At 65.1% G+C, this 18,064-nt stretch carries 16 protein-coding genes; 9 read left to right on the top strand and 7 right to left on the bottom strand.

Going from position 1 to position 18,064, the window contains the following annotated elements; all coding sequences use genetic code 11:
- Positions 1-55 precede the first annotated feature (55 nt).
- From putA to Q0D31_RS22040, 3 genes are all read left to right on the top strand, one after another.
- Positions 56-3,070, top strand: coding sequence for a bifunctional proline dehydrogenase/L-glutamate gamma-semialdehyde dehydrogenase PutA (gene putA / locus Q0D31_RS22030; protein ID WP_291856029.1), 3,015 nt, complete (start codon positions 56-58; stop codon positions 3,068-3,070).
- Positions 3,071-3,168: 98 nt separating this feature from the next.
- Entirely contained in the window at positions 3,169-4,374 is a 1,206-nt protein-coding gene (locus tag Q0D31_RS22035; protein ID WP_291856031.1) for a CoA transferase, read from the top strand.
- Positions 4,375-4,386: 12 nt separating this feature from the next.
- The gene (locus tag Q0D31_RS22040; protein ID WP_291856033.1) at positions 4,387-5,040 is read left to right on the top strand and encodes a glutathione S-transferase family protein; all 654 of its coding nucleotides are present in this window, start codon (positions 4,387-4,389) and stop codon (positions 5,038-5,040) included.
- A 4-nt stretch (positions 5,041-5,044) separates the two neighbouring features.
- Here the strand turns inward: Q0D31_RS22040 and Q0D31_RS22045 are convergent, their stop codons facing one another.
- The 3 genes from Q0D31_RS22045 to Q0D31_RS22055 all read right to left on the bottom strand — a co-directional run bounded on the left by Q0D31_RS22045 (position 5,045) and on the right by Q0D31_RS22055 (position 7,889).
- Positions 5,045-5,209: a hypothetical protein gene (locus Q0D31_RS22045; RefSeq protein ID WP_291856036.1), complete on the bottom strand. Its 165-nt coding sequence runs from the start codon at positions 5,207-5,209 to the stop codon at positions 5,045-5,047.
- A 70-nt stretch (positions 5,210-5,279) separates the two neighbouring features.
- Positions 5,280-6,743, bottom strand: coding sequence for a hypothetical protein (locus tag Q0D31_RS22050; protein WP_291856093.1), 1,464 nt, complete (start codon positions 6,741-6,743; stop codon positions 5,280-5,282).
- 162 nt (positions 6,744-6,905) lie between these two features.
- Complete coding sequence (locus Q0D31_RS22055; protein WP_291856038.1) at positions 6,906-7,889, bottom strand: hypothetical protein; 984 nt, start codon at positions 7,887-7,889, stop codon at positions 6,906-6,908.
- Between the two features lie 233 nt (positions 7,890-8,122).
- Here Q0D31_RS22055 and Q0D31_RS22060 point away from each other — a divergent pair, with 233 nt between their 5' ends.
- From Q0D31_RS22060 to Q0D31_RS22070, 3 genes are all read left to right on the top strand, one after another.
- On the top strand, positions 8,123-8,497 hold the full coding sequence (locus tag Q0D31_RS22060) for a cyclic nucleotide-binding domain-containing protein (RefSeq protein ID WP_291856040.1): 375 nt from the start codon (positions 8,123-8,125) through the stop codon (positions 8,495-8,497).
- Complete coding sequence (locus Q0D31_RS22065) at positions 8,494-9,303, top strand: MBL fold metallo-hydrolase (protein WP_291856042.1); 810 nt, start codon at positions 8,494-8,496, stop codon at positions 9,301-9,303. Before Q0D31_RS22060 ends, Q0D31_RS22065 begins: the two co-directional genes overlap by 4 nt.
- A 116-nt stretch (positions 9,304-9,419) precedes the next feature.
- Positions 9,420-10,034, top strand: coding sequence for a glutathione S-transferase family protein (locus tag Q0D31_RS22070; protein WP_291856044.1), 615 nt, complete (start codon positions 9,420-9,422; stop codon positions 10,032-10,034).
- A gap of 100 nt (positions 10,035-10,134) precedes the next feature.
- Here the strand turns inward: Q0D31_RS22070 and Q0D31_RS22075 are convergent, their stop codons facing one another.
- The 3 genes from Q0D31_RS22075 to Q0D31_RS22085 are packed head-to-tail and all read right to left on the bottom strand — an operon-like array spanning position 10,135 to position 12,126.
- A complete protein-coding gene (locus Q0D31_RS22075) occupies positions 10,135-10,632 on the bottom strand; it encodes a TPM domain-containing protein (RefSeq protein WP_291856046.1) in 498 nt (165 codons plus the stop codon).
- Positions 10,633-10,634: 2 nt separating this feature from the next.
- The gene (locus Q0D31_RS22080) at positions 10,635-11,495 is read right to left on the bottom strand and encodes a YgcG family protein (RefSeq protein WP_291856047.1); all 861 of its coding nucleotides are present in this window, start codon (positions 11,493-11,495) and stop codon (positions 10,635-10,637) included.
- 22 nt (positions 11,496-11,517) lie between these two features.
- On the bottom strand, positions 11,518-12,126 hold the full coding sequence (locus Q0D31_RS22085) for a LemA family protein (RefSeq protein ID WP_291856049.1): 609 nt from the start codon (positions 12,124-12,126) through the stop codon (positions 11,518-11,520).
- A gap of 157 nt (positions 12,127-12,283) precedes the next feature.
- Here Q0D31_RS22085 and Q0D31_RS22090 point away from each other — a divergent pair, with 157 nt between their 5' ends.
- From Q0D31_RS22090 to Q0D31_RS22100, 3 genes are read left to right on the top strand one after another with little or no spacing between them, the layout of a single operon-like run.
- On the top strand, positions 12,284-13,144 hold the full coding sequence (locus tag Q0D31_RS22090; RefSeq protein ID WP_291856051.1) for an enoyl-CoA hydratase: 861 nt from the start codon (positions 12,284-12,286) through the stop codon (positions 13,142-13,144).
- 14 nt (positions 13,145-13,158) lie between these two features.
- Positions 13,159-14,307 (top strand): acyl-CoA dehydrogenase, encoded by a 1,149-nt coding sequence (locus Q0D31_RS22095; RefSeq protein ID WP_291856053.1) that lies wholly within the window; start codon positions 13,159-13,161, stop codon positions 14,305-14,307.
- A 13-nt stretch (positions 14,308-14,320) separates the two neighbouring features.
- On the top strand, positions 14,321-15,517 hold the full coding sequence (locus tag Q0D31_RS22100) for an acyl-CoA dehydrogenase family protein (protein ID WP_291856055.1): 1,197 nt from the start codon (positions 14,321-14,323) through the stop codon (positions 15,515-15,517).
- Between the two features lie 138 nt (positions 15,518-15,655).
- Here the strand turns inward: Q0D31_RS22100 and Q0D31_RS22105 are convergent, their stop codons facing one another.
- Positions 15,656-17,980 carry a xanthine dehydrogenase family protein molybdopterin-binding subunit gene (locus Q0D31_RS22105; protein WP_291856057.1) on the bottom strand — a complete coding sequence of 775 codons (2,325 nt, stop codon included), beginning with the start codon at positions 17,978-17,980 and terminating at the stop codon, positions 15,656-15,658.
- Positions 17,981-18,064: the final 84 nt, after the last annotated feature.

Below are 18,064 nucleotides of genomic sequence, written 5' to 3' on the forward strand. Positions count from 1 at the left end.
AATCTACCGGACTACGGTTCGACCGCGACCAGATCGCTTCAGCCAAGAGAATCCGATGCCGAGCCAGCCCTTGCCTCCGCCACCCTTCAGCGCGCCCTACGCGCCCGACGATCGGGCGATGGCGGCCCGCCTGCTCCAGGCGGCGCAAACGAATTCCGCGCAGGAAGCGCGCGTCGATCGCACCGCGACGCGACTGATCGAAGCCATCCGGGCCAATGACGATCCGCTCGGCGGGGTCGAGGACATGCTGCGCGAATTCGCGCTGACGACCAAGGAAGGGCTGGCATTGATGGTGCTGGCCGAAGCGCTGTTGCGGGTACCGGATGCCCGCACCGCGGACCAGTTCATCGAGGACAAGCTTGGTGAAGGCGATTTCGTCAATCACGAGACGAGGTCGAGCGCCTTCCTGGTGAACGCCTCGGCATGGGCGCTCGGCATGTCGGCCCGCGTGATCCAGCCCGGCGAGACCCCGCAGGGAACCATCGGCCGGCTGACCAAGCGGCTGGGTGCGCCGGCGGTGCGGGCAGCGACCCGGCAGGCGATGCGGCTGATGGGCAGCCATTTCGTGCTGGGCGAAACCATCGAGGCCGCGCTTTCGCGCGCACAGCCGCAATCTTCGCGGCATCAGCGCTACTCCTTCGACATGCTCGGCGAAGGCGCCCGCACCGCAGACGACGCCGCGCGCTACTTAAATTCCTATGCAAGCGCGATCGAGGCGATCGGCCGCGCGGCTGGCCGTGATCGCCTGCCCGACCGGCCCGGCATCTCGGTCAAGCTCTCGGCGCTGCATCCCCGCTTCGAGGCGGTGAGCCGCGAGCGGGTGTTGCGGGAACTGGTGCCCCGCCTGATCGAACTCGCCCGCCAGGCCAAATCGCACGATCTGAATTTCACCGTCGATGCAGAAGAAGCCGACCGGCTGGAACTGTCGCTGGATGCCATAGCTGAAGCCTTCAGCGACCCGTCGCTGGCCGGCTGGGACGGTTTTGGTCTGGCGATTCAGGCCTATCAAAAACGCGCCGCCGAGGTGATCGACTATGTCGATGGCCTCGCCCGAAGCCTCGATCGGCGCATGATGGTTCGGCTGGTCAAGGGCGCCTATTGGGACACCGAGATCAAGCGCGCGCAGGAACGTGGGCTCGACGGCTACCCGGTGTTTACCCGCAAGGCGATGACGGACCTCAACTACGTCGCCTGCGCGCAGCAACTATTGGCGTTGCGGCCGCGACTCTTTCCGCAGTTCGCCACCCACAATGCGCTGACGGTCGCGACCATCCTCGAACTGGCGGGCGGCGAAACAGAGGGAGTCGAGTTCCAGCGCCTGCACGGCATGGGCGAGGCGCTGTATGCGAAGCTTGGCGAAGATCGCCCCGACATCGCCCACCGCACCTATGCGCCGGTCGGCAGTCACCGCGATCTGCTGGCCTACCTGGTGCGGCGGTTGCTCGAAAACGGCGCCAACTCGTCCTTTGTCGCGCTTGCCGCGGACGAGACGGTGCCGGTTGCGCAACTGCTGCGGCGTCCCGCCGACATCATCGCCGGCCCCGACAGCGCCAACCACCCGAACATTCCCCTGCCGGCCGACCTCTACCGGCCGCAGCGGACGAATTCCCGCGGCATCGAATTCGGCGAGCGGGCGGCGCTGCAGCGCCTGATCGCTGCCATCGCTGCGCAACGATTGCCCGCGGCCGGAAGCGTCAGCGATGCGACGAACGCGGCGGCGACTGCCGCTGTATCGGCCGCACTGGCCGGATTCAGGGACTGGAGCAGAACGCCGGCCGGGACGCGCGCGACCGCGTTGGAAAAGGCCGCCGACCTGCTGGAAGGACGCATGGCGTATTTCATCGCGCTGCTGCAGCGCGAGGGCGGCAAGACGCTGGATGATGCGGTATCGGAAGTCCGCGAGACGGTGGATTTCTGCCGCTACTACGCGGCGCAGGGGCGTGAGCTGTTCGGCGAAGGCACGGCCCTGCCGGGGCCTACCGGTGAGAGCAACATCCTTCGCCTGCGCGGCCGCGGCGTGTTCGTCGCGATCTCGCCCTGGAATTTTCCGCTGGCCATCTTCCTGGGGCAGGTGACGGCGGCGCTGGTGGCGGGCAATACGGTCGTTGCAAAGCCGGCCGAGCAGACCCCGCTGGTGGCGGCTGAAGCCGTACGGCTGCTGCACGAAGCCGGCGTGCCGGCGTCGGCGCTGCAGATGGTGGCCGGCGATGGCCGCATCGGCGCCGCGCTGGTGGCGCATCCCGGCATCGCCGGCGTCGTCTTCACCGGCTCGACTGACGTCGCGCGGAACATCAACCGCACGCTAGCCGCCAGGGACGGCGCGATCGTGCCGTTGATTGCGGAAACCGGCGGCATCAATGCGATGATCGTCGATGCCACCGCCTTGCCGGAACAGGTCGCGGACGATGTGGTGACCTCGGCGTTCCGCTCCGCCGGCCAGCGCTGCTCGGCGCTGCGGCTGCTGTTCGTCCAGGACGACGTCGCCGACCGCATGATCGAGATGGTCGCAGGTGCTGCGCGCGAACTCGTCGTCGGCGACCCCGGCGATCCCGCCACGCATGTCGGCCCGGTGATCGATGCCGAGGCCAAGGAACGGCTGGATGGACATATCCAGCGCACGAAGCAGCAGGCGCGACTGCACTTTGCAGGCACCGCGCCTGAAGGCAACTATGTGGCGCCGCATATTTTCGAACTGACCGACCCCGAGCAGCTTGGGGAGGAAGTGTTCGGCCCGGTGCTGCATCTGGTGCGCTATCGCGCCGATCGGCTCGACGACGTGCTGCGATCGATCGAACGCTCCGGCTACGGGCTGACGCTTGGCATCCACTCCCGGATCGACGACATGGTCGAGGACGCGATCGGCCGGCTCCAGGTCGGCAACATCTACGTCAACCGCAACATGATCGGCGCCGTCGTGGGCGTACAGCCATTCGGCGGCCATGGCCTTTCCGGAACCGGGCCCAAGGCCGGCGGACCGCATTATCTCGCGAGGTTTGCGACCGAACAGACCGTGACGGTCAACACCGCGGCGGCAGGCGGAAATGCAGCGCTGCTGTCGGGTGAGGAGTAGTTGCATCTGCCGCCCTACATGGGTCAAATGGCGTTTGAACGGGATCGCGGGTCGCGATCATTCAAGAAAATCAACAAACCTCAGGGAGCGGCGCCACGATGGAGAAGGGTATTTTTGAGGGCCTGAAGGTTCTGGATTGCGCGAGCTTCATCGCCGCGCCCGCGGCCGCCACCGTGCTTTCGGATTTCGGCGCCGACGTGATCAAGATCGAACCGCCCGGAACCGGCGATCCCTATCGCAACCTGCCGAATTTGCCGGGCTATCCCCAGAGCGAACATAATTTCGCGTGGATGCTGGAGTCCCGCAACAAGAGGAGCCTCGCGCTCGACCTGTCGAAGGCGGAAGGCCAGGCGGTGCTGCACCGGCTGGCGGCCCAAGCCGACGTCTTCATCACCAACTACCCGCCGCAGGTGCGCGAACGGCTCGGCATCACCCACGCGCATCTGGCGCCAGGCAATGAACGCCTGATCTACGCCTCCTTCACCGGCTACGGCGAGAAGGGCGAGGAAGCCAACAAGCCGGGCTTCGACTCCAACGCCTATTGGGCGCGCTCGGGCCTGATGGATTTGGTGCGCGCCGACGAGCACACCACGCCGGCGCGGTCGATCGCCGGCATGGGCGATCATCCCTGCGCGATGGCGTTCTACGGCGCGATCGTCACCGCGCTCTACAAGCGCGAGCGCACCGGCAAGGGCTCCCATGTCAGCTCCAACCTGATGGCCAACGGCGTCTGGGCCGCCTCGGTGCTGGCGCAGGCCAAGCTGGTCGGCGCCAAGTTCGGTGAACGACGGCCACGCGAGCATGCCTTGAACGCAGTCACCAACCATTATCAGTGCAAGGACGGCCGCTGGCTGATCCTGTCGCTGCTCAACGAGGACCGGCAGTGGCCGACGCTGGCGCGCTGCCTCGGTCGCGAGGACCTCGTCACCGACCCGCGGTTCGAAACCAAGAAGGAGCGCCATGCGCGTTCGCTGGAACTGATCAGGATTTTCGACCAGACCTTTGCGACCCGGGATTTGGCCGAATGGCGCAAAATTCTCGACGGCAACGGACTGGTGTTCGGCGTTGTCGGCATCCTCGACGACATTCCGAACGACAAGCAGATGATCGAGAACGAGGTGCTGGTGCCGTTCGAGAACGACACCACGATGACGATCTCGAGCCCGATCTGGGTGGACGGCAGCCCCAAGGTGCAGCCGCGCAAGCCGCCCGGGCTCGGCGAGCACAGCGATGAAATCCTGCGCAACGCCGGCTATGACGAAGCTACGATCGGCAAGCTGCGCGCCGCCGGCGCGGTAGCGTAGGGTCGAGCCGCCATGCCAACCTATCGCCTGCATTATTTTCCGGAGTCGGGAAACAGCTACAAGCTCGCGCTGATGCTCACTTTGTGCGGCCAGAGTTTCGAGCCGGTCTGGACCGATTTCGGCGGCGGCGTTACCCGGACACCGGAATGGCGGCGAAATGTCAACGAGATGGGTGAAATCCCCGTACTTGAAACGGACGGCGAGCGCCTGACCCAGACGGCGCCGATCCTGCTCAAACTCGCTCGCCAGTTCGGCCGGTTTGACGGCGAAACCGAACACGAACAGTTCGAGGTGCTGCGCTGGCTGTTCTGGGACAACCACAAGCTCACCGGTTACATGGCGACCTATCGCTATCATCGGACTTTTACGCCGTCGCCGGACGGGCGCGTCCTGCAGTTTTTGCGCAAGCGGCTCGACGACTTCCTGTCGATTCTCGATCAGCACATGCAGAAGAGTTCATTTGCGGTCGGCGAGCGACCGACGGTGGCCGACATTTCCATGATGGCCTATCTGCATTACCCCGCCGCCGAAACCGGATATGATTGGGCAGCGAGCCACCCCGCGATCGAGGCTTGGCTCAAGCGCATGGCGCAATTGCCGGGTTGGAAGTCGGCCTATGATCTGCTGCCCGGCAAGCGTCTGACGCACTACGCCAGACAGGCGTAACCGTTCAGCGGTTGAACCACGCCAAGACGAAGCCGAACACGGTCACGCCCGCGAAGACCGCGATCGCGATCGCCCACATGCTGACGCGGATATCGCCGACCGCCTGCCGATCGGCCTCGTTGGCCGCGATCTTGCGGTTGCGCTGCTTGTCCTGGTCGGAAGAGTTCATTGCAGGTCTCCGCTCAGCTTGCCGCCGCCATCACCTCGCTTGAAAACACCTAGCACAATCCGCAGCCGCTTTAGCGGCTCTTGACGAAGCACATGCCGATGCGCGAAATCCTGCCGGCGGCCTGGCAGGTCAAACCCTCGGCGCAGTTCCAGTCGCGAAAACTCTCATCAGTGCTGGCGCCCTGCACATAGCAATGCGCGCCCCAGCCATCATGGTATCCGGTGCCGGAGAGTTCGGTGCTGCCGCGCAGTTGCGGACGGCTGGCAAATCCGCGCGAGTAGTCCGGCGACCTGCCGTCTCGCAACGCCTCCAGTATATCGCGGCGGCGGACCTGATCGCCAAAGAAATGCGGCGACGCCGGCACCGCCGTCGACTTCGCAGCAGTCCAGTCCACGCCGGGGAAGTGAAAGCCGCCGATGCCACGGGTCTGGTGACAGCCGGAACAGGTGACGTCGTTGAGCCGTCGCGCGAAACCGCCGGGCGAGCGGATGTTCTGCAGCTTGACGCCGGCCGCCGCCGCCATGTTCAGCGCGGCGATGATTTCAGCCTCGCTGAAGGCGGCGCCCTCCCCGTTCACAAGGCTGAATTCCGGTTGCAGATCCGACGGATCAAAGCCGGCCGGCGTTGATGCGACCGCGCCACGGGCGAGAAACTGCTCGGGGATCAGCGCGGTGCCGCGGTCGAACGCCGCGAGATTGACGGGATCGAGCAGCCACGCCCTGAACTCGCGTTTGAGACCTTCGTCCGCCAGCAGACGCGCGCGGTCGATCTGGTTCTCCATCGGCGACTCCGCGAACACACGCGCGTGCCGATCGTAGCGAAACACCTTCAACAGATAATCCGTGCGAAACTCGCGCGCCGCCGTTTTCGGCGCATGCGCGATCTGGAGATTGGTTTCGATCCGATCGATATTCTCATGGCCAAGCAGGTCGAGGGAATCGCCGTTTTCGCCGGCGAGCCAACGTTGGGCGATCTCCCGGCATGTGATCGCGGGGCCGTCGCGGTCGGGCGAGCGATCGGCCTTTGCCCTGAGCACGAGGTTCAGCGTCATCGGCAGCCGCGGCAACGAAGCGCCGTTGCCGGTCGCCGGCGTCTCCATCCGCACCAAGCGGTAGATCAGCCGTATCTCGCCACAGCCTGCTTCGGAAACATAGCCGCGGTCCATGCGGTTGACGATGCCGGCCAGCACGAAACGTGTCTGCGTAGAGTAAAGCAGCTCGCGGTCGAACAACTGGAAATCAAAACCATTGCCGACGCCGACTGTAACCGCGGGCAGGTTCGCCCGGTGACGGGCCGTGTAGCGGTCAAATTCGCCGTCGATCGCCTGACGGACCGGCAGCATCGACGGCAAGGCGAACAGTTCGCCGTTGGAAAGCGGGGTATCCGCCGATCGCGCCGGCAGCAGCATGCGGTCGAGGCGAAGCCGTCCGCCTTCGTGTTCGCGCAACGCCGCCGGATCGGTGATGGCGGTCCCGCGTTCCAGCGCAGGCGTCTCGGCCGCGTACGCCGCGCGCGCTGCATAGACGACCAGCATGAAGGCGAACAGATAGAACCGCACGCGAAACCGTGTCCTGACCAGTGCCGGCCCGCGACGTCGTTTGGAGCGTCGCCGACGGCAGATTGCGTTCAGGAAACTAGCCGAAAGGCCGCCCGGCTGTCTCGCGAGACGGCCTTTCACGTCGGGGTGAGAGAAACTTCAACGCGCGACGATCAGGCCCTTGGTGGTCACGACCACCCAGCGGCCGTCCTGGCGGCGGATGGCGTCGACCCGGCCGAGGCCCGGCACCGGATCGCCGGCATAGACCTCATACATGCCCCGGCGACCCTCGATCAGCGCACTGCCATTGGAGACATCGCGCAAGACCCAGCCTTCAACCGTCGGCAACCGCGCGAAATCGGGTTTCGGTGGCGCCGCGGGGGCGGCCGCGGCTGGCGCTGGTTGCGGCACCGAGCCCGTAACGTCCCGGGTCGTAGCCGCCGTTGCGGACGCCTGCGCGGCGCGGAGTTTTTCAACCGCTTCGCTGAGTCTGGCGAGTTTCGCCGCGGGATCGGCCTGCGCCTTCTCGACCGTATCGAGGCGTTCGGTGGTCTTGCTGAAGTTGGCCACGCCTGCCTTGGCAATATCTTCAAGGCTCGCCCTCAGGGCGGCTATGTCGGCATCGATCCGCGCCACCGAGGCATCGAGCGCGCCGTTCCTCGCCAAAGCCGTTCCGCCCGCCGCGGTGCTTTTTCCAAGGCTCGCCGTCGCCAGCGCGCCACCAAGCGCGCCTGCCACCATCGCCAGCGCCACCACCGCGGCCATCGCCGGAATCCGACGCTTGCCGAGCACCGCCGCCCCGGGCATCGCATCCGCGCCGGCGCGATCGCCCGGCGAAACGATCATCCCAGGTTCGGCGAGAGGCGGTGATTCCAGCTTCACGGCATCGATCCGGGGAGTTTCAAGCCTGGGAGTTTCAATCTTGGGCTCCTCAAGCTTGGGAGTTTCAAGGGTGGCGGCCTCCATCCGGGGCGCGTCCGGCTTGGGCGAAGTCTCCTCTTGCTCGGGCGAGAGTATCGCCGCCGCCCCAGCCGTTCCGGTCGTCTCGGCCACCGGCTCGCCCGTCTCGGCCACATCGGGGGTGGCCGGCTCCGCACTGGTTGCGGACTCAAGGCTGTCGAATTTCGGCTGCTGATCGCTCACGTCGGATTCTCCAATTGGTTGACCATTTGGTAACTTTTATAGCTTGTAAATTCGTTACCGGCCGCGGCCTTACCGAAATTTAAGGAAATCATCCAGGCTGGCCAGGCACGTTGTTCCGCACCCCGGCGGCGATTTCCCGATGCTGCCGTGCGGCATTTCCCGCCTGTTCCGTTTGCGCCGGCCTGTTTACCGACTAACATGCCTGCCCATCCGGCCAGAAGGCGGGTTCAGCCATGACAATCGAAAAATGCATCAACGAATTTGATGTGGATGACGTCATTTTCGAGGAAGGCTCGACCGGCCGCGAGTTGTTCGTGGTCCTCGATGGCCAGGTCGAGATCGCCAAGATCAACGGCGCCAGCAAGACCGTCATCGTCACACTCGGCAAGGGCGAGTTCTTCGGCGAGATGGCCGTGATCGACGGCTCCTCGCGGTCAGCCACCGCCATTGCCGCCGCGCCGAAAACCCGCGTAATGCGGATCAATCACGCCCGCTTCGTCTATCTGGTCAGCCAGCAGCCGGCCTTTGCGCTGATGATCATGGATGCGCTCAGCAAACGGTTGCGCGCCTCGAACGCCGTCGCCTTCAGAGCCCCGGCCAATTCATGAGCGAGCGCAAGCCAAGCCCATTCAGGACCCTGCTCGAGACCGAGGTCTGCACGCTGATCCAGGCCGCTGAAGACGTCTATCAGATCCGCTTCAAGAACCGTGCGGCCAACGCCTACCTGGTACGCGGCAGTTCGCGCACCATCCTGGTCGATGTCGGACTGTCGTCGAACTATCCGCACCTCGTTAAATGCCTCGAGCACCTCGACTGCGCGCCCGAGAAGATCGACATGGTGGTGTTGAGCCACGAGCATCTCGATCACATCGGCGCGGCCTATCATTTCCATGGCCGCGCCTTCATCGCCGCACACCGACTGGCCGCCAACAAGATCATGCTGCGCGACGACTTCTCGATGCTGCGCAAGATGTTCAACGAGCCGAACGTGCCGATCAATGTCGATCTCTGGCTCGAGGAAGGCAACCTCATCGACCTCGGCAATCTCCGTCTCAACGTCATGTACACGCCCGGCCACACCTCGGCCTGCATCACGCTGTTCGAGCAGGACAAGGGGCTGTTGTTCGCCGCCGACACGCTGATGCCCGGCGGCGTGATGGGCGGGGTGTTCGGGTCGGGCAGCATCGCCGACTACATCCAGTCGCTGGAGCGGCTGAAGGGGCTGAACTCGAAGATCCTGCTGTCGGGTCACGGGCGGCTCTCCGACACGCCGCAGGATGACGTGCGCATCGCGCTCCAGCGCTCGCACGGGCTGTTGTCCGACACCGCGCAGCTGTTCGACGCGCTCGATGCGCGGTCGAACTTCGACCCGATCATGCAGTCGGTGCGCGACCTCAACAAGCTTGACGACTGATCCCGTCGTTCCGGACGGGCGACACGCCGCCCTTGCCTGTTTGACAAATCCGGCCGCGGGATGTTCAACAGCCTTGCAACAATAACGGCCGTACAAGAGCAGAGAGAGAAAGCGCCATGAAATTCTACGATTCGATCGGACCGAACCCGCGCGTTGTCCGCATGTTCATGGCGGAAAAGGGTATCGACGTGCCGAAGCAGGCCGTCGATCTGCGCAAGGGCGAAAATCGCGAAGCCGAGCATCTCAAGCGCAACCCGCATGGCCAGATGCCGACGCTCGAGCTCGACGACGGCAGCTACCTGTCCGAGATCACCGCGATCTGCGAATACCTTGAGGAGAAACATCCGAAGCCCGCGCTGATCGGGGCGACGCCTGAAGAACGCGCCGAATGCCGGATGTGGACGCGCCGGGTCGACCTCAACATCTGCGAGCCTCTGGCGAACGGCTTTCGCTTCGGCGAAGGCCTCAAGTTCTTCGAGAAGCGGATTCCCTGCGCGCCCGAGGCGTCTCCGGGTTTGAAGATGATTGCCGCCAACCGCCTGCAATGGCTCAACGGCCAGATGGCGGACGGCCGCCAGTACCTCTGCGGCAAGCGCTTCACGCTGGCGGACATTCTGCTCTATTGCATCCTCGATTTCGGCGGCCAGGTCGGTCAGCCGCTCGATCCCGCCAATGCCAATGTCGCCGCATGGATGGCCCGCGTCGCCGCACGGCCTTCGGCCAAGGCGTAGCGCCTTGTCGTGATGCAAACCTTCAAGCGCGAGCGAAGCGGCCTGGAAACGCCCCGGGGGCTTCGCTCCGCGCTGCGCAACGATGCGAAAGATTTCGCGCCTACATCACCACCGGCGCGTCCGGCAATTCATTCGGCCCGCCGCCGCGCCGCGGAAAATGCGCGGCCAGTTCGCGCGATACGGCCTCGACGCCGTTGATGACGCCGCGCTCGAAATCGCCTGCCCGGAACTCCGCCTCCATCGACCTGCAGATGTTCTCCCAGCCGGCTGCCCCGACCCTGGCGTCGATGCCGCGGTCGGCGACGATCTCGACGTCGCGATCGGCGAGCAGGAGATAGATCAGTACGCCGTTGTTTTCGGCGGTGTCCCAGATACGCAGTTGCGAAAAAACATCCAGCGCCCGTTCCCGCGCCGGTTGATCGCGAAACAGGGGAGCGCCATCGAGCGCGCCTTCGACGACGAAGCGCAGCTGTCCCGAATGCGTAGCCTCCCCCGCCTTGATTGCCCGCTCGATCTTCGCCAGCACGTCCGGCGGAAATCGGCGACGGCGTCGCCAATTGTCCTGGAGCAGGTGCCTGGCGATGCGTCTGATGTTCATGGCTACCAGTTCCCCGACGCGCCGCCGCCGCCAAAGCTGCCGCCGCCACCGCTGAAGCCGCCGCTCGACCCCCCGCTGCCGCCGCCGCTCGACCAGCCGCCACTCGTACCGCGGCCGCCGCCGAACGGTAGCAGATCAAACAGGGCTGTAAAAATGAATGCGATCACGCCGACGACCACCCCCGCTCCGATGTCGCCGGCCAGCAACCCGGCTCCGAATCCGACCACGCCGCCGGTTGCCGCCGAACCGGCCAGCCGGCCAAGCGCCGCCCGCAGCACGGTACCGACAATGAACACGAAGGCGAGGACGAACGGATTGAAGGGGTCGATGTCGCTCAGGAAGCCAGGCGCCTGCCAATGCGGCGGTTCCGGCGCCGGCAGTTTCTCGCCGTCGATGATCCGGATCATCCGCCCGATGCCGGCGGAAACGCCGCCGGCGAAATCGCCCGCCTTGAATTTGGGCGTGATGTCCTCGTCGATAATGCGCTTGGTGGTGGCGTCGGTGAGCGCGCCTTCGAGACCATAGCCGACCTCGATGCGCAAGCGGCGATCGTTCTTGGCGATCACCAGCAGCGCGCCGTCGTCGATCTTCTTGCGGCCGATCTTCCAGGCCTCGGCAACGCGAAGCGCGAACGGTTCGATGGCCTCGCCATCGGTGGTCGGCACGATCAATACCGCGATCTGGCTGCCCTTGCGCGTCTCCAGGTCCTGCAGCGCCTGCGTCAGCGCGGCGACGTCGCTGGCACCGAGCGTTCCGGTCTGATCGACGACGCGTCCGCTCAGCGCCGGCACCGCGACGAGCGCCAGCGCCGAACCGGCCCAGCACAGCAGCAGCGCAAGAAGGGAGGCTCTTGCAGCGTTCATCGCGATTGTCTTCTGTCGGCCGCTATTTGGCCGGCGCCGGGGTCGGATTGAAGTCCACCTTCGGCGCCGTCGAGATCGCCTTCTCGTTCTCGACCGAGAAGTTCGGCTTTTCCTTGTAGCCGAACATCATCGCCGTCAGGTTGTTCGGGAATGTCCGGATGCCCACGTTGTAATCCTGCACCGCCTTGATGTAGCGGTTGCGCGCCACGGTGATGCGGTTCTCGGTGCCTTCGAGCTGCGCCATCAAATCGCGAAACAGCGCGTCCGACTTCAGCTGCGGATAATTTTCGGTCACCACCAACAGCCGCGACAGCGCGCCCGACAATTCGCCCTGGGCGGCCTGGAACTTCTGGAACGCGGCGGGATCGTTCAGCACATCGGGGGTCGCCTGGATGCTGCCGACCTTGGCGCGCGCATTGGTGACCCCGAGCAGCACGTCCTTTTCCTGCTGCGCAAAACCCTTCACCGAGTTGACGAGGTTCGGCACCAGATCGGCACGGCGCTGGTACTGGTTGACCACCTCCGACCAGCCCGACTTGACCTGCTCGTCATTGGTCTGGATCGCGTTGTAGCCGCAATTGGTCAGGCTGAGGGTCGCCAGCGCCGCCAGCACGGTCCAAAATCTGCGCATCGATGAATCTCCCGCTTGTTTCGTCGCCACGATAGCAGATTGGCTGCTGCAGGTATGCAGCCGTGAGCCCGCCTGCGGTCCGATTTGCCGTGGTTGGCCCTTGCCTATCGTCCGGTGAAACAACAACATGACCGGATAAGAACAGAGGGAGGGCCGATTGACCGCTTTCGAAACCATCGTCGTGGAGCGGCCGGAGCCGCGCATCGCGCGGATCGTGATGAACCGGCCCGAGGCGCGCAACGCCCAGAACCTGCAGATGACCTACGACCTCAACGCGGCCTTCGACCACGCGGTGCAGGACGACGCCGTCAAGGTCATCATTCTCGCCGGCAACGGTCCGCATTTTTCCGCCGGGCATGATCTGCGCCCGGGCGGAAAGAATGTCGCCGGCGTGGATTTTCCGCCGGTCGGAAATTGGGGCGGGTTCGCGGAACCGAACGCCCATGGTCGCTTTGCGCGCGAGCAGGAAATCTATCTGCAGATCACCCGGCGCTGGCGCAACCTGGCCAAGCCGACGATCGCGGAAGTGCATGGCAAGTGCATCGCCGGCGGCCTGATGCTGGCCTGGGCCTGCGATCTCATCGTCGCGAGCCAGGACGCGGAGTTCTGCGATCCCGTCGTCACCATGGGCGTCTGCGGCGTCGAATGGTTCGTGCATCCCTGGGAACTCGGCCCGCGCAAGGCCAAGGAACTGCTGTTCACCGCCGACGTCTGGAACGCGGAGGAAGCGCATCGGCTTGGCATGGTGAACCACGTGGTGCCGCGTGGCGATCTGTCTTCCTTCGTCTTGAGGCTTGCCGAAAGGATCGCGGCAAAACCCTCTTTCGCACTGAAGCTGACAAAGGAGGCCGTCAATCGTTCGGTCGATGTGATGGGGCAACCGGCCGCGATCGAGCACGCGTTCGCGCTGCATCAACTCTGCCACGCGCATAATCTGCAGGAATTCGGCATGGTGGTGGATCCCGCAGGGCTTCATCCGTCGGTCCGCAAGCCGACGCCAGCCACCCAGGACAAGTAGGAAAAGCAGATCAGATGGACCTCACCTTGAGCGACGAGCAGCGGCTGCTGCGCGAAAGCGTCGACCGCTTCGTCAAGGAGACCTACACCGCCGACCGTCGCCGCAGGCTCGCCAACGATACCGCAGGCTTCAGCCCCGAGATCTGGAAACGGTTCGCGGACCTCGGCTGGCTGGCGCTGCCGATTGCCGAGACCGATGGCGGGCTTGGCGGCGGCGCCGTCGAAATCGGCATCCTGATGGAAGCGTTCGGGCGGGGACTTGCTTGCGAACCCTATCTCTCCACCGTCGTGATCGGCGCATCGCTGATATCAGCATGCGGCACCAAAGCGCAGAAGCAGGCGCTGCTCCCGAAAATCGCCGAGGGTTCGCTGGTGCTGGCGTTTGCGCATTCGGAACGCCAGGCGCGGTTCGATCTGGCGGACGTTCGGACCACCGCGAAGAAGACGCCTGACGGCTGGCGCCTCGACGGGCACAAGATCGCGGTGCTCGACGGCAGCGCCGCCGGCCAGATCATCGTCTCGGCCCGCATTGACGACGGACGCGGGAAAGCCGGCAGGCTCGGCCTGTTCCTGGCGCCACGAAGCGCGCCTGGCCTCGCCGCGCGCGACTTCGCCCGCCTTGGCGGTGGCAGGGCCTGCAACCTCGACCTCGGCGACGTCAGGCTTTCCGCCGACGCCCTGCTCGGCGATATCAGCGACGTATTGCCCGCGATCGAAGCGGCGGTCGATCGGGCGATGGCCGCGCTCGGCGCCGAGGCCGTCGGCATCATGCAGACGCTGCTGGACCAGACGCTCGAATACACCAAAATGCGAAAGCAATTCGGACGGCCGCTGTCCGCCAACCAGGTGATCCGTCACCGGCTGGCCGACATGGCGATGCAGTGCGACGAGGCGCGCTCGATGGCGTTGCGCGCCGCGCTGATGATCAATGCCGAACCGGTTGAACGCAGCCGCGCGGCCTCGGGCGCGAAAGCCAAGATCGGCAAATGCGCGCGCTACGTTGCCGAGCAATCCGTCCAGCTTCACGGCGCGATGGGGGTCACCGAGGAGCTCGACATCGGCGCCTATTTCAAGCGCCTGCTCGCCTTCGACACGCTGTTCGGCGGCAGCGCCCACCATTATCGCCGTCACGCCGCGCTTGGCGGCCGCGCCGCTCAGGCCTGAACAGGAGCACACCATGGATCTCAGTTTCAACGCCGAAGAGCGCGCCTTCGAGCAGGAAGTCCGCGACTTCATCGCGGCCAACCTCACGGCGGAGATGAAGCGCGCGACCGCGTTGACGCCCTCGGTGTTCTCCGACCCCGACATCGGCATGGCCTGGCAGCGCGCCTTGCACAAGAAGGGCTGGGGTGCGCCGGGCTGGCCGGTCGAGCATGGTGGGCCGGACTGGACGCCGGCGCAGCGCTGGATCTTCGAGGCCGAATGCGCCCGCGCCGGCGCGCCGAACGTGAATGTCATGGGCGTCAAGATGGTCGGCCCCGTCATCATCGGCTTCGGCTCACCCGCGCAGAAGAATTTCTACCTGCCGCGGATTCTCTCCGGCGAAGACTACTGGTGCCAGGGCTATTCGGAACCCGGCTCCGGATCCGACCTCGCCTCGCTGAAAACCCGCGCAGTGCGCGACGGCGACGACTACGTCGTCAACGGCACCAAGATCTGGACTACCCACGCCCATCACGCCAACCGGATGTTCGCGCTGGTGCGCACCAGCGAGACCGAGCGGCAGCAGGACGGCATCAGCTTCATCCTGATCGACATGAAGAGCCCCGGCATCACCACCCGACCGATCCTGACTATCGGCGGCGACCACGAGGTCAACCAGGTGTTCTTCGACGATGTGCGCGTGCCCGTCGCCAACCGGGTCGGCGAGGAAGGCAAGGGCTGGACCTACGGCAAATATCTGCTCGAGTTCGAGCGCGGCTCCGGCATCGCCTCGGCGAAACTGCGCGACGCGCTGAAGACGGTTTCCGACCTGGCCCGGTCCGACGCCACCGGACGCGCCATCGACGATCCCGATATCGCGGTGCGAATGTCGGAGATCGAGGTCGATATCGACACGCTTGAGATGACCGAGTTGCGCGTGCTGTCGGCGCTGCAGACCGGGCAGAATCCGGGCGCGGTGTCGTCGCTGCTGAAGCTGCGGGTCAGCGAAATCCGCCAGGCGGTGACGCGGCTCGGCGTCGAGGTGATCGGTCATGACGGGCTCTATGTCGAGCCGATGCGGCCGCTCTACCGGCTCAACGAGACGCCGGGAATTCCCGAGGAGATGCTCCCGGTCGTGCCCGAATATCTGAACGGCCGCGCCTACACGATCTTCGGCGGCTCCTCGGAGATCCAGCGGGACATCGTGGCGAAGATGGTGTTGGGGTTGTAGGCCCTCTCTCCGCCGTCATTCCGGGGCAGCCCGCAGGGCTGAACCCGGAATCCATTTCGCAACGAAGCATGCGGCCCAATAGATTCCGGGTTCAACGCTTCGCGTTGCCCCGGAATGACAGTGGAGAGAGCGCGTCCCTCACACCCCCGCCTTCGCATCCCGGATCGCCTGCCAGATTTTCGCCGGCGTCAATGGCGTGTTGAGTTGCTTGATGCCGAGTTCGCTCAAGGCGTCCATCACGCCGTTGGTGATACAGGGTGGACCGCCGATGGCGCCGGACTCGCCGCAACCCTTGGCGCCAAGCGGGTTGGTGCGGCAGGGCGCGGATTGATCCAGCGTCACCGCAATCGGCGGAATGTCGTCGGCGCGCGGCACGCAATAGTCCTGGTAGCTCGCGGTCAGCAACTGGCCTTCCTCGTTGTAGACGACGCCCTCATACAGCGCCTGCCCGATGCCTTGCGCCACGCCGCCATGCACCTGGCCGGTAACCAGCATCGGATTGACGGCGATGCCGACGTCGTCGACCGTGGTGTAGCGCACTACCTTGCTGACGCCGGTTTCCGGATCGATCTCGATCTCGCAGACATGCGCGCCGTTCGGCCAGCTCGGACCATCGACCTCGCCTTCGGAATCCACGGAAAGCCGCGCGCCATTTTCCTTTTTTGCGATCTCGAACAGGCTGACGCGCCGGTCGGTGCCGACCACGGTCAGCCAGCCATCGCGATATTCAATGTCCCCGACGGAGGTTTCCAGCAGGGTTGCGGCCTTCTCGCGCGCCTTGTTGATCATGTCATTGGTTGAGACGGCGACCGCGGTGCCGCCTACAAAGAGCGAGCGCGAGCCGACGCTCCCGAAGCCGGTGGCCAGATCGGTGTCGCCCTGCACCACGTCGATCTTGTCCATGGCAATGCCGAGCGCGTCGGATACCATTTGCGTGTAGGTGGTTTGCAGTCCCTGTCCCATCGCCATCGTTCCGGAATGCAGGACGATGCGCCCCTCGGCGGTGGCGTGCAGACTGACCTTTTCGGTATGCGCGCGCCCGCCGGTCCATTCGATGTAGCTGGTGAGGCCGCGGCCGTAGAGCAGGCCCTTCTTCTTCGCCACCCGCTTGCGGGCGGCGAAGCCGTCCCAATCCGCCAGTTCGGACGCCCGCGACAGCATATGCGCGAACGCGCCGGAGTCGTAGACCTGACCAACTGCGTTGGTATAGGGCAGCTGCGCCGGCTTGATGTAGTTCATCTTGCGGATGGCGCGCGGATCGATTCCGATCTGGCGCGCGGCAGCATCCATCAGCCGCTCGACGATGAACACCGCCTCGGGCCGGCCGGCGCCGCGATAGGCGCCGATCGGCGCGGTATGGGTCATCACCGACTTCACTTCGAAATGCACCAGCGGCAGGTCGTAGACGCCGGTCTGCACGAACGGACCAAGCACCAGCGGAATGATGTTGGCTGCACCTGAGCAATAGGCGCCGGTGCCGCCGACCGAGCGGACGCGATAGGCCTGCACGCGGCCCCTGGCGTCGAGCGCGAGTGCGGCGGTCGAGGTGAGATCGCGGCCGTGAGTGCCTCCAACGAATTCGTCGGTGCGCTCGCCGCGCCAGCGAATCTTCTTAGCCAGTTTTGTCGCGGCGTAGGCGACGATGCCGTCTTCCGGATAAAGATTGGTCTTCTGTCCGAAGCCGCCGCCGATGTCGCCAACCAGCACGCGAACGCTTTCCTTTGGCCGCTTCAGCACCGCCTCCGCGAGCACGTCGCGGGTGGAGGCAGGGGTCTGCGATTGCACGTGCAGGATCAACCGGCCGGATTTCCTGTCGATCTCGGCAATCGTCGAGCGCGGCTCCATCGCCGAGGGAATCAGCCGCTGGCTGACCAGATCGAGCGAGACCACGTGTGCGGCCGTGGCGAACGCGGCCTCGACCTTGGCCGCGTCGCCGTAGCTCATCGCAGCGACGACATTGTCGGGCGCATCCGGCCATACCAGCGGCGCGCCCGGCTTGATCGCTTCCAGAGGATCGACCACCGACGGCAGCACCTCATAGTCGACCGCAATCGCCTCCGCCGCGTTCTGCGCCAGAACGCGCGACGTCGCCACCACGGCTGCTACCGCCTCGCCGGCGTAGCGCACGACTTCATGGGCGAGCAACCGCCGCGGCGGCACCGTCATCGCCGTGCCGTCCGGCCGCTTGAAGATGGCAAGCGTCGGTAGCGTGCCGATATCGTCCCTGACCAGATCGACGCCGGTGTAAACCGCTGCAACGCCTGGCATCCCGGCCGCCGCCGCGGTGTCGATCGCGACAATCCTGGCGTGCGCATGCGGCGAGCGCAGCACATGCAGCCAAAGCGCGCCGTCCTCCGGCTTGTCGTCGATGAACTGCCCCTTCCCGGTAAGCAATCTCTGGTCTTCCAAACGCCGAACCGGCTGGCCCGCACCAAAACGCAAATTGCCGGGAAGAATGTTCATCAGTTTGTCCTTCGAGCTTCTTGTTCAATTAGGCCGGGGTTTTACCGGCTTTTCGGCATAAGACAACTCGCCGCAGGACGCCTC

Origin of the sequence: Bradyrhizobium sp., assembly GCF_022844465.1 — a bacterium.
GTDB lineage: Bacteria > Pseudomonadota > Alphaproteobacteria > Rhizobiales > Xanthobacteraceae > Bradyrhizobium.

Coding starts and splice junctions, on each gene's coding strand:
- Q0D31_RS22100 (WP_291856055.1), top strand. CDS start 14,321: ATGGATCTCAGTTTCAACGCCGAAGAGCGCGCCTTCGAGCAGGAAGTC.
- Q0D31_RS22060 (WP_291856040.1), top strand. CDS start 8,123: ATGACAATCGAAAAATGCATCAACGAATTTGATGTGGATGACGTCATT.
- Q0D31_RS22050 (WP_291856093.1), bottom strand. CDS start 6,743: ATGCTGGTCGTCTATGCAGCGCGCGCGGCGTACGCGGCCGAGACGCCT.
- Q0D31_RS22065 (WP_291856042.1), top strand. CDS start 8,494: ATGAGCGAGCGCAAGCCAAGCCCATTCAGGACCCTGCTCGAGACCGAG.
- Q0D31_RS22080 (WP_291856047.1), bottom strand. CDS start 11,495: ATGAACGCTGCAAGAGCCTCCCTTCTTGCGCTGCTGCTGTGCTGGGCC.
- Q0D31_RS22095 (WP_291856053.1), top strand. CDS start 13,159: ATGGACCTCACCTTGAGCGACGAGCAGCGGCTGCTGCGCGAAAGCGTC.
- Q0D31_RS22040 (WP_291856033.1), top strand. CDS start 4,387: ATGCCAACCTATCGCCTGCATTATTTTCCGGAGTCGGGAAACAGCTAC.
- Q0D31_RS22045 (WP_291856036.1), bottom strand. CDS start 5,209: ATGAACTCTTCCGACCAGGACAAGCAGCGCAACCGCAAGATCGCGGCC.
- Q0D31_RS22105 (WP_291856057.1), bottom strand. CDS start 17,980: ATGAACATTCTTCCCGGCAATTTGCGTTTTGGTGCGGGCCAGCCGGTT.
- Q0D31_RS22085 (WP_291856049.1), bottom strand. CDS start 12,126: ATGCGCAGATTTTGGACCGTGCTGGCGGCGCTGGCGACCCTCAGCCTG.
- Q0D31_RS22075 (WP_291856046.1), bottom strand. CDS start 10,632: ATGAACATCAGACGCATCGCCAGGCACCTGCTCCAGGACAATTGGCGA.
- putA (WP_291856029.1), top strand. CDS start 56: ATGCCGAGCCAGCCCTTGCCTCCGCCACCCTTCAGCGCGCCCTACGCG.
- Q0D31_RS22035 (WP_291856031.1), top strand. CDS start 3,169: ATGGAGAAGGGTATTTTTGAGGGCCTGAAGGTTCTGGATTGCGCGAGC.
- Q0D31_RS22070 (WP_291856044.1), top strand. CDS start 9,420: ATGAAATTCTACGATTCGATCGGACCGAACCCGCGCGTTGTCCGCATG.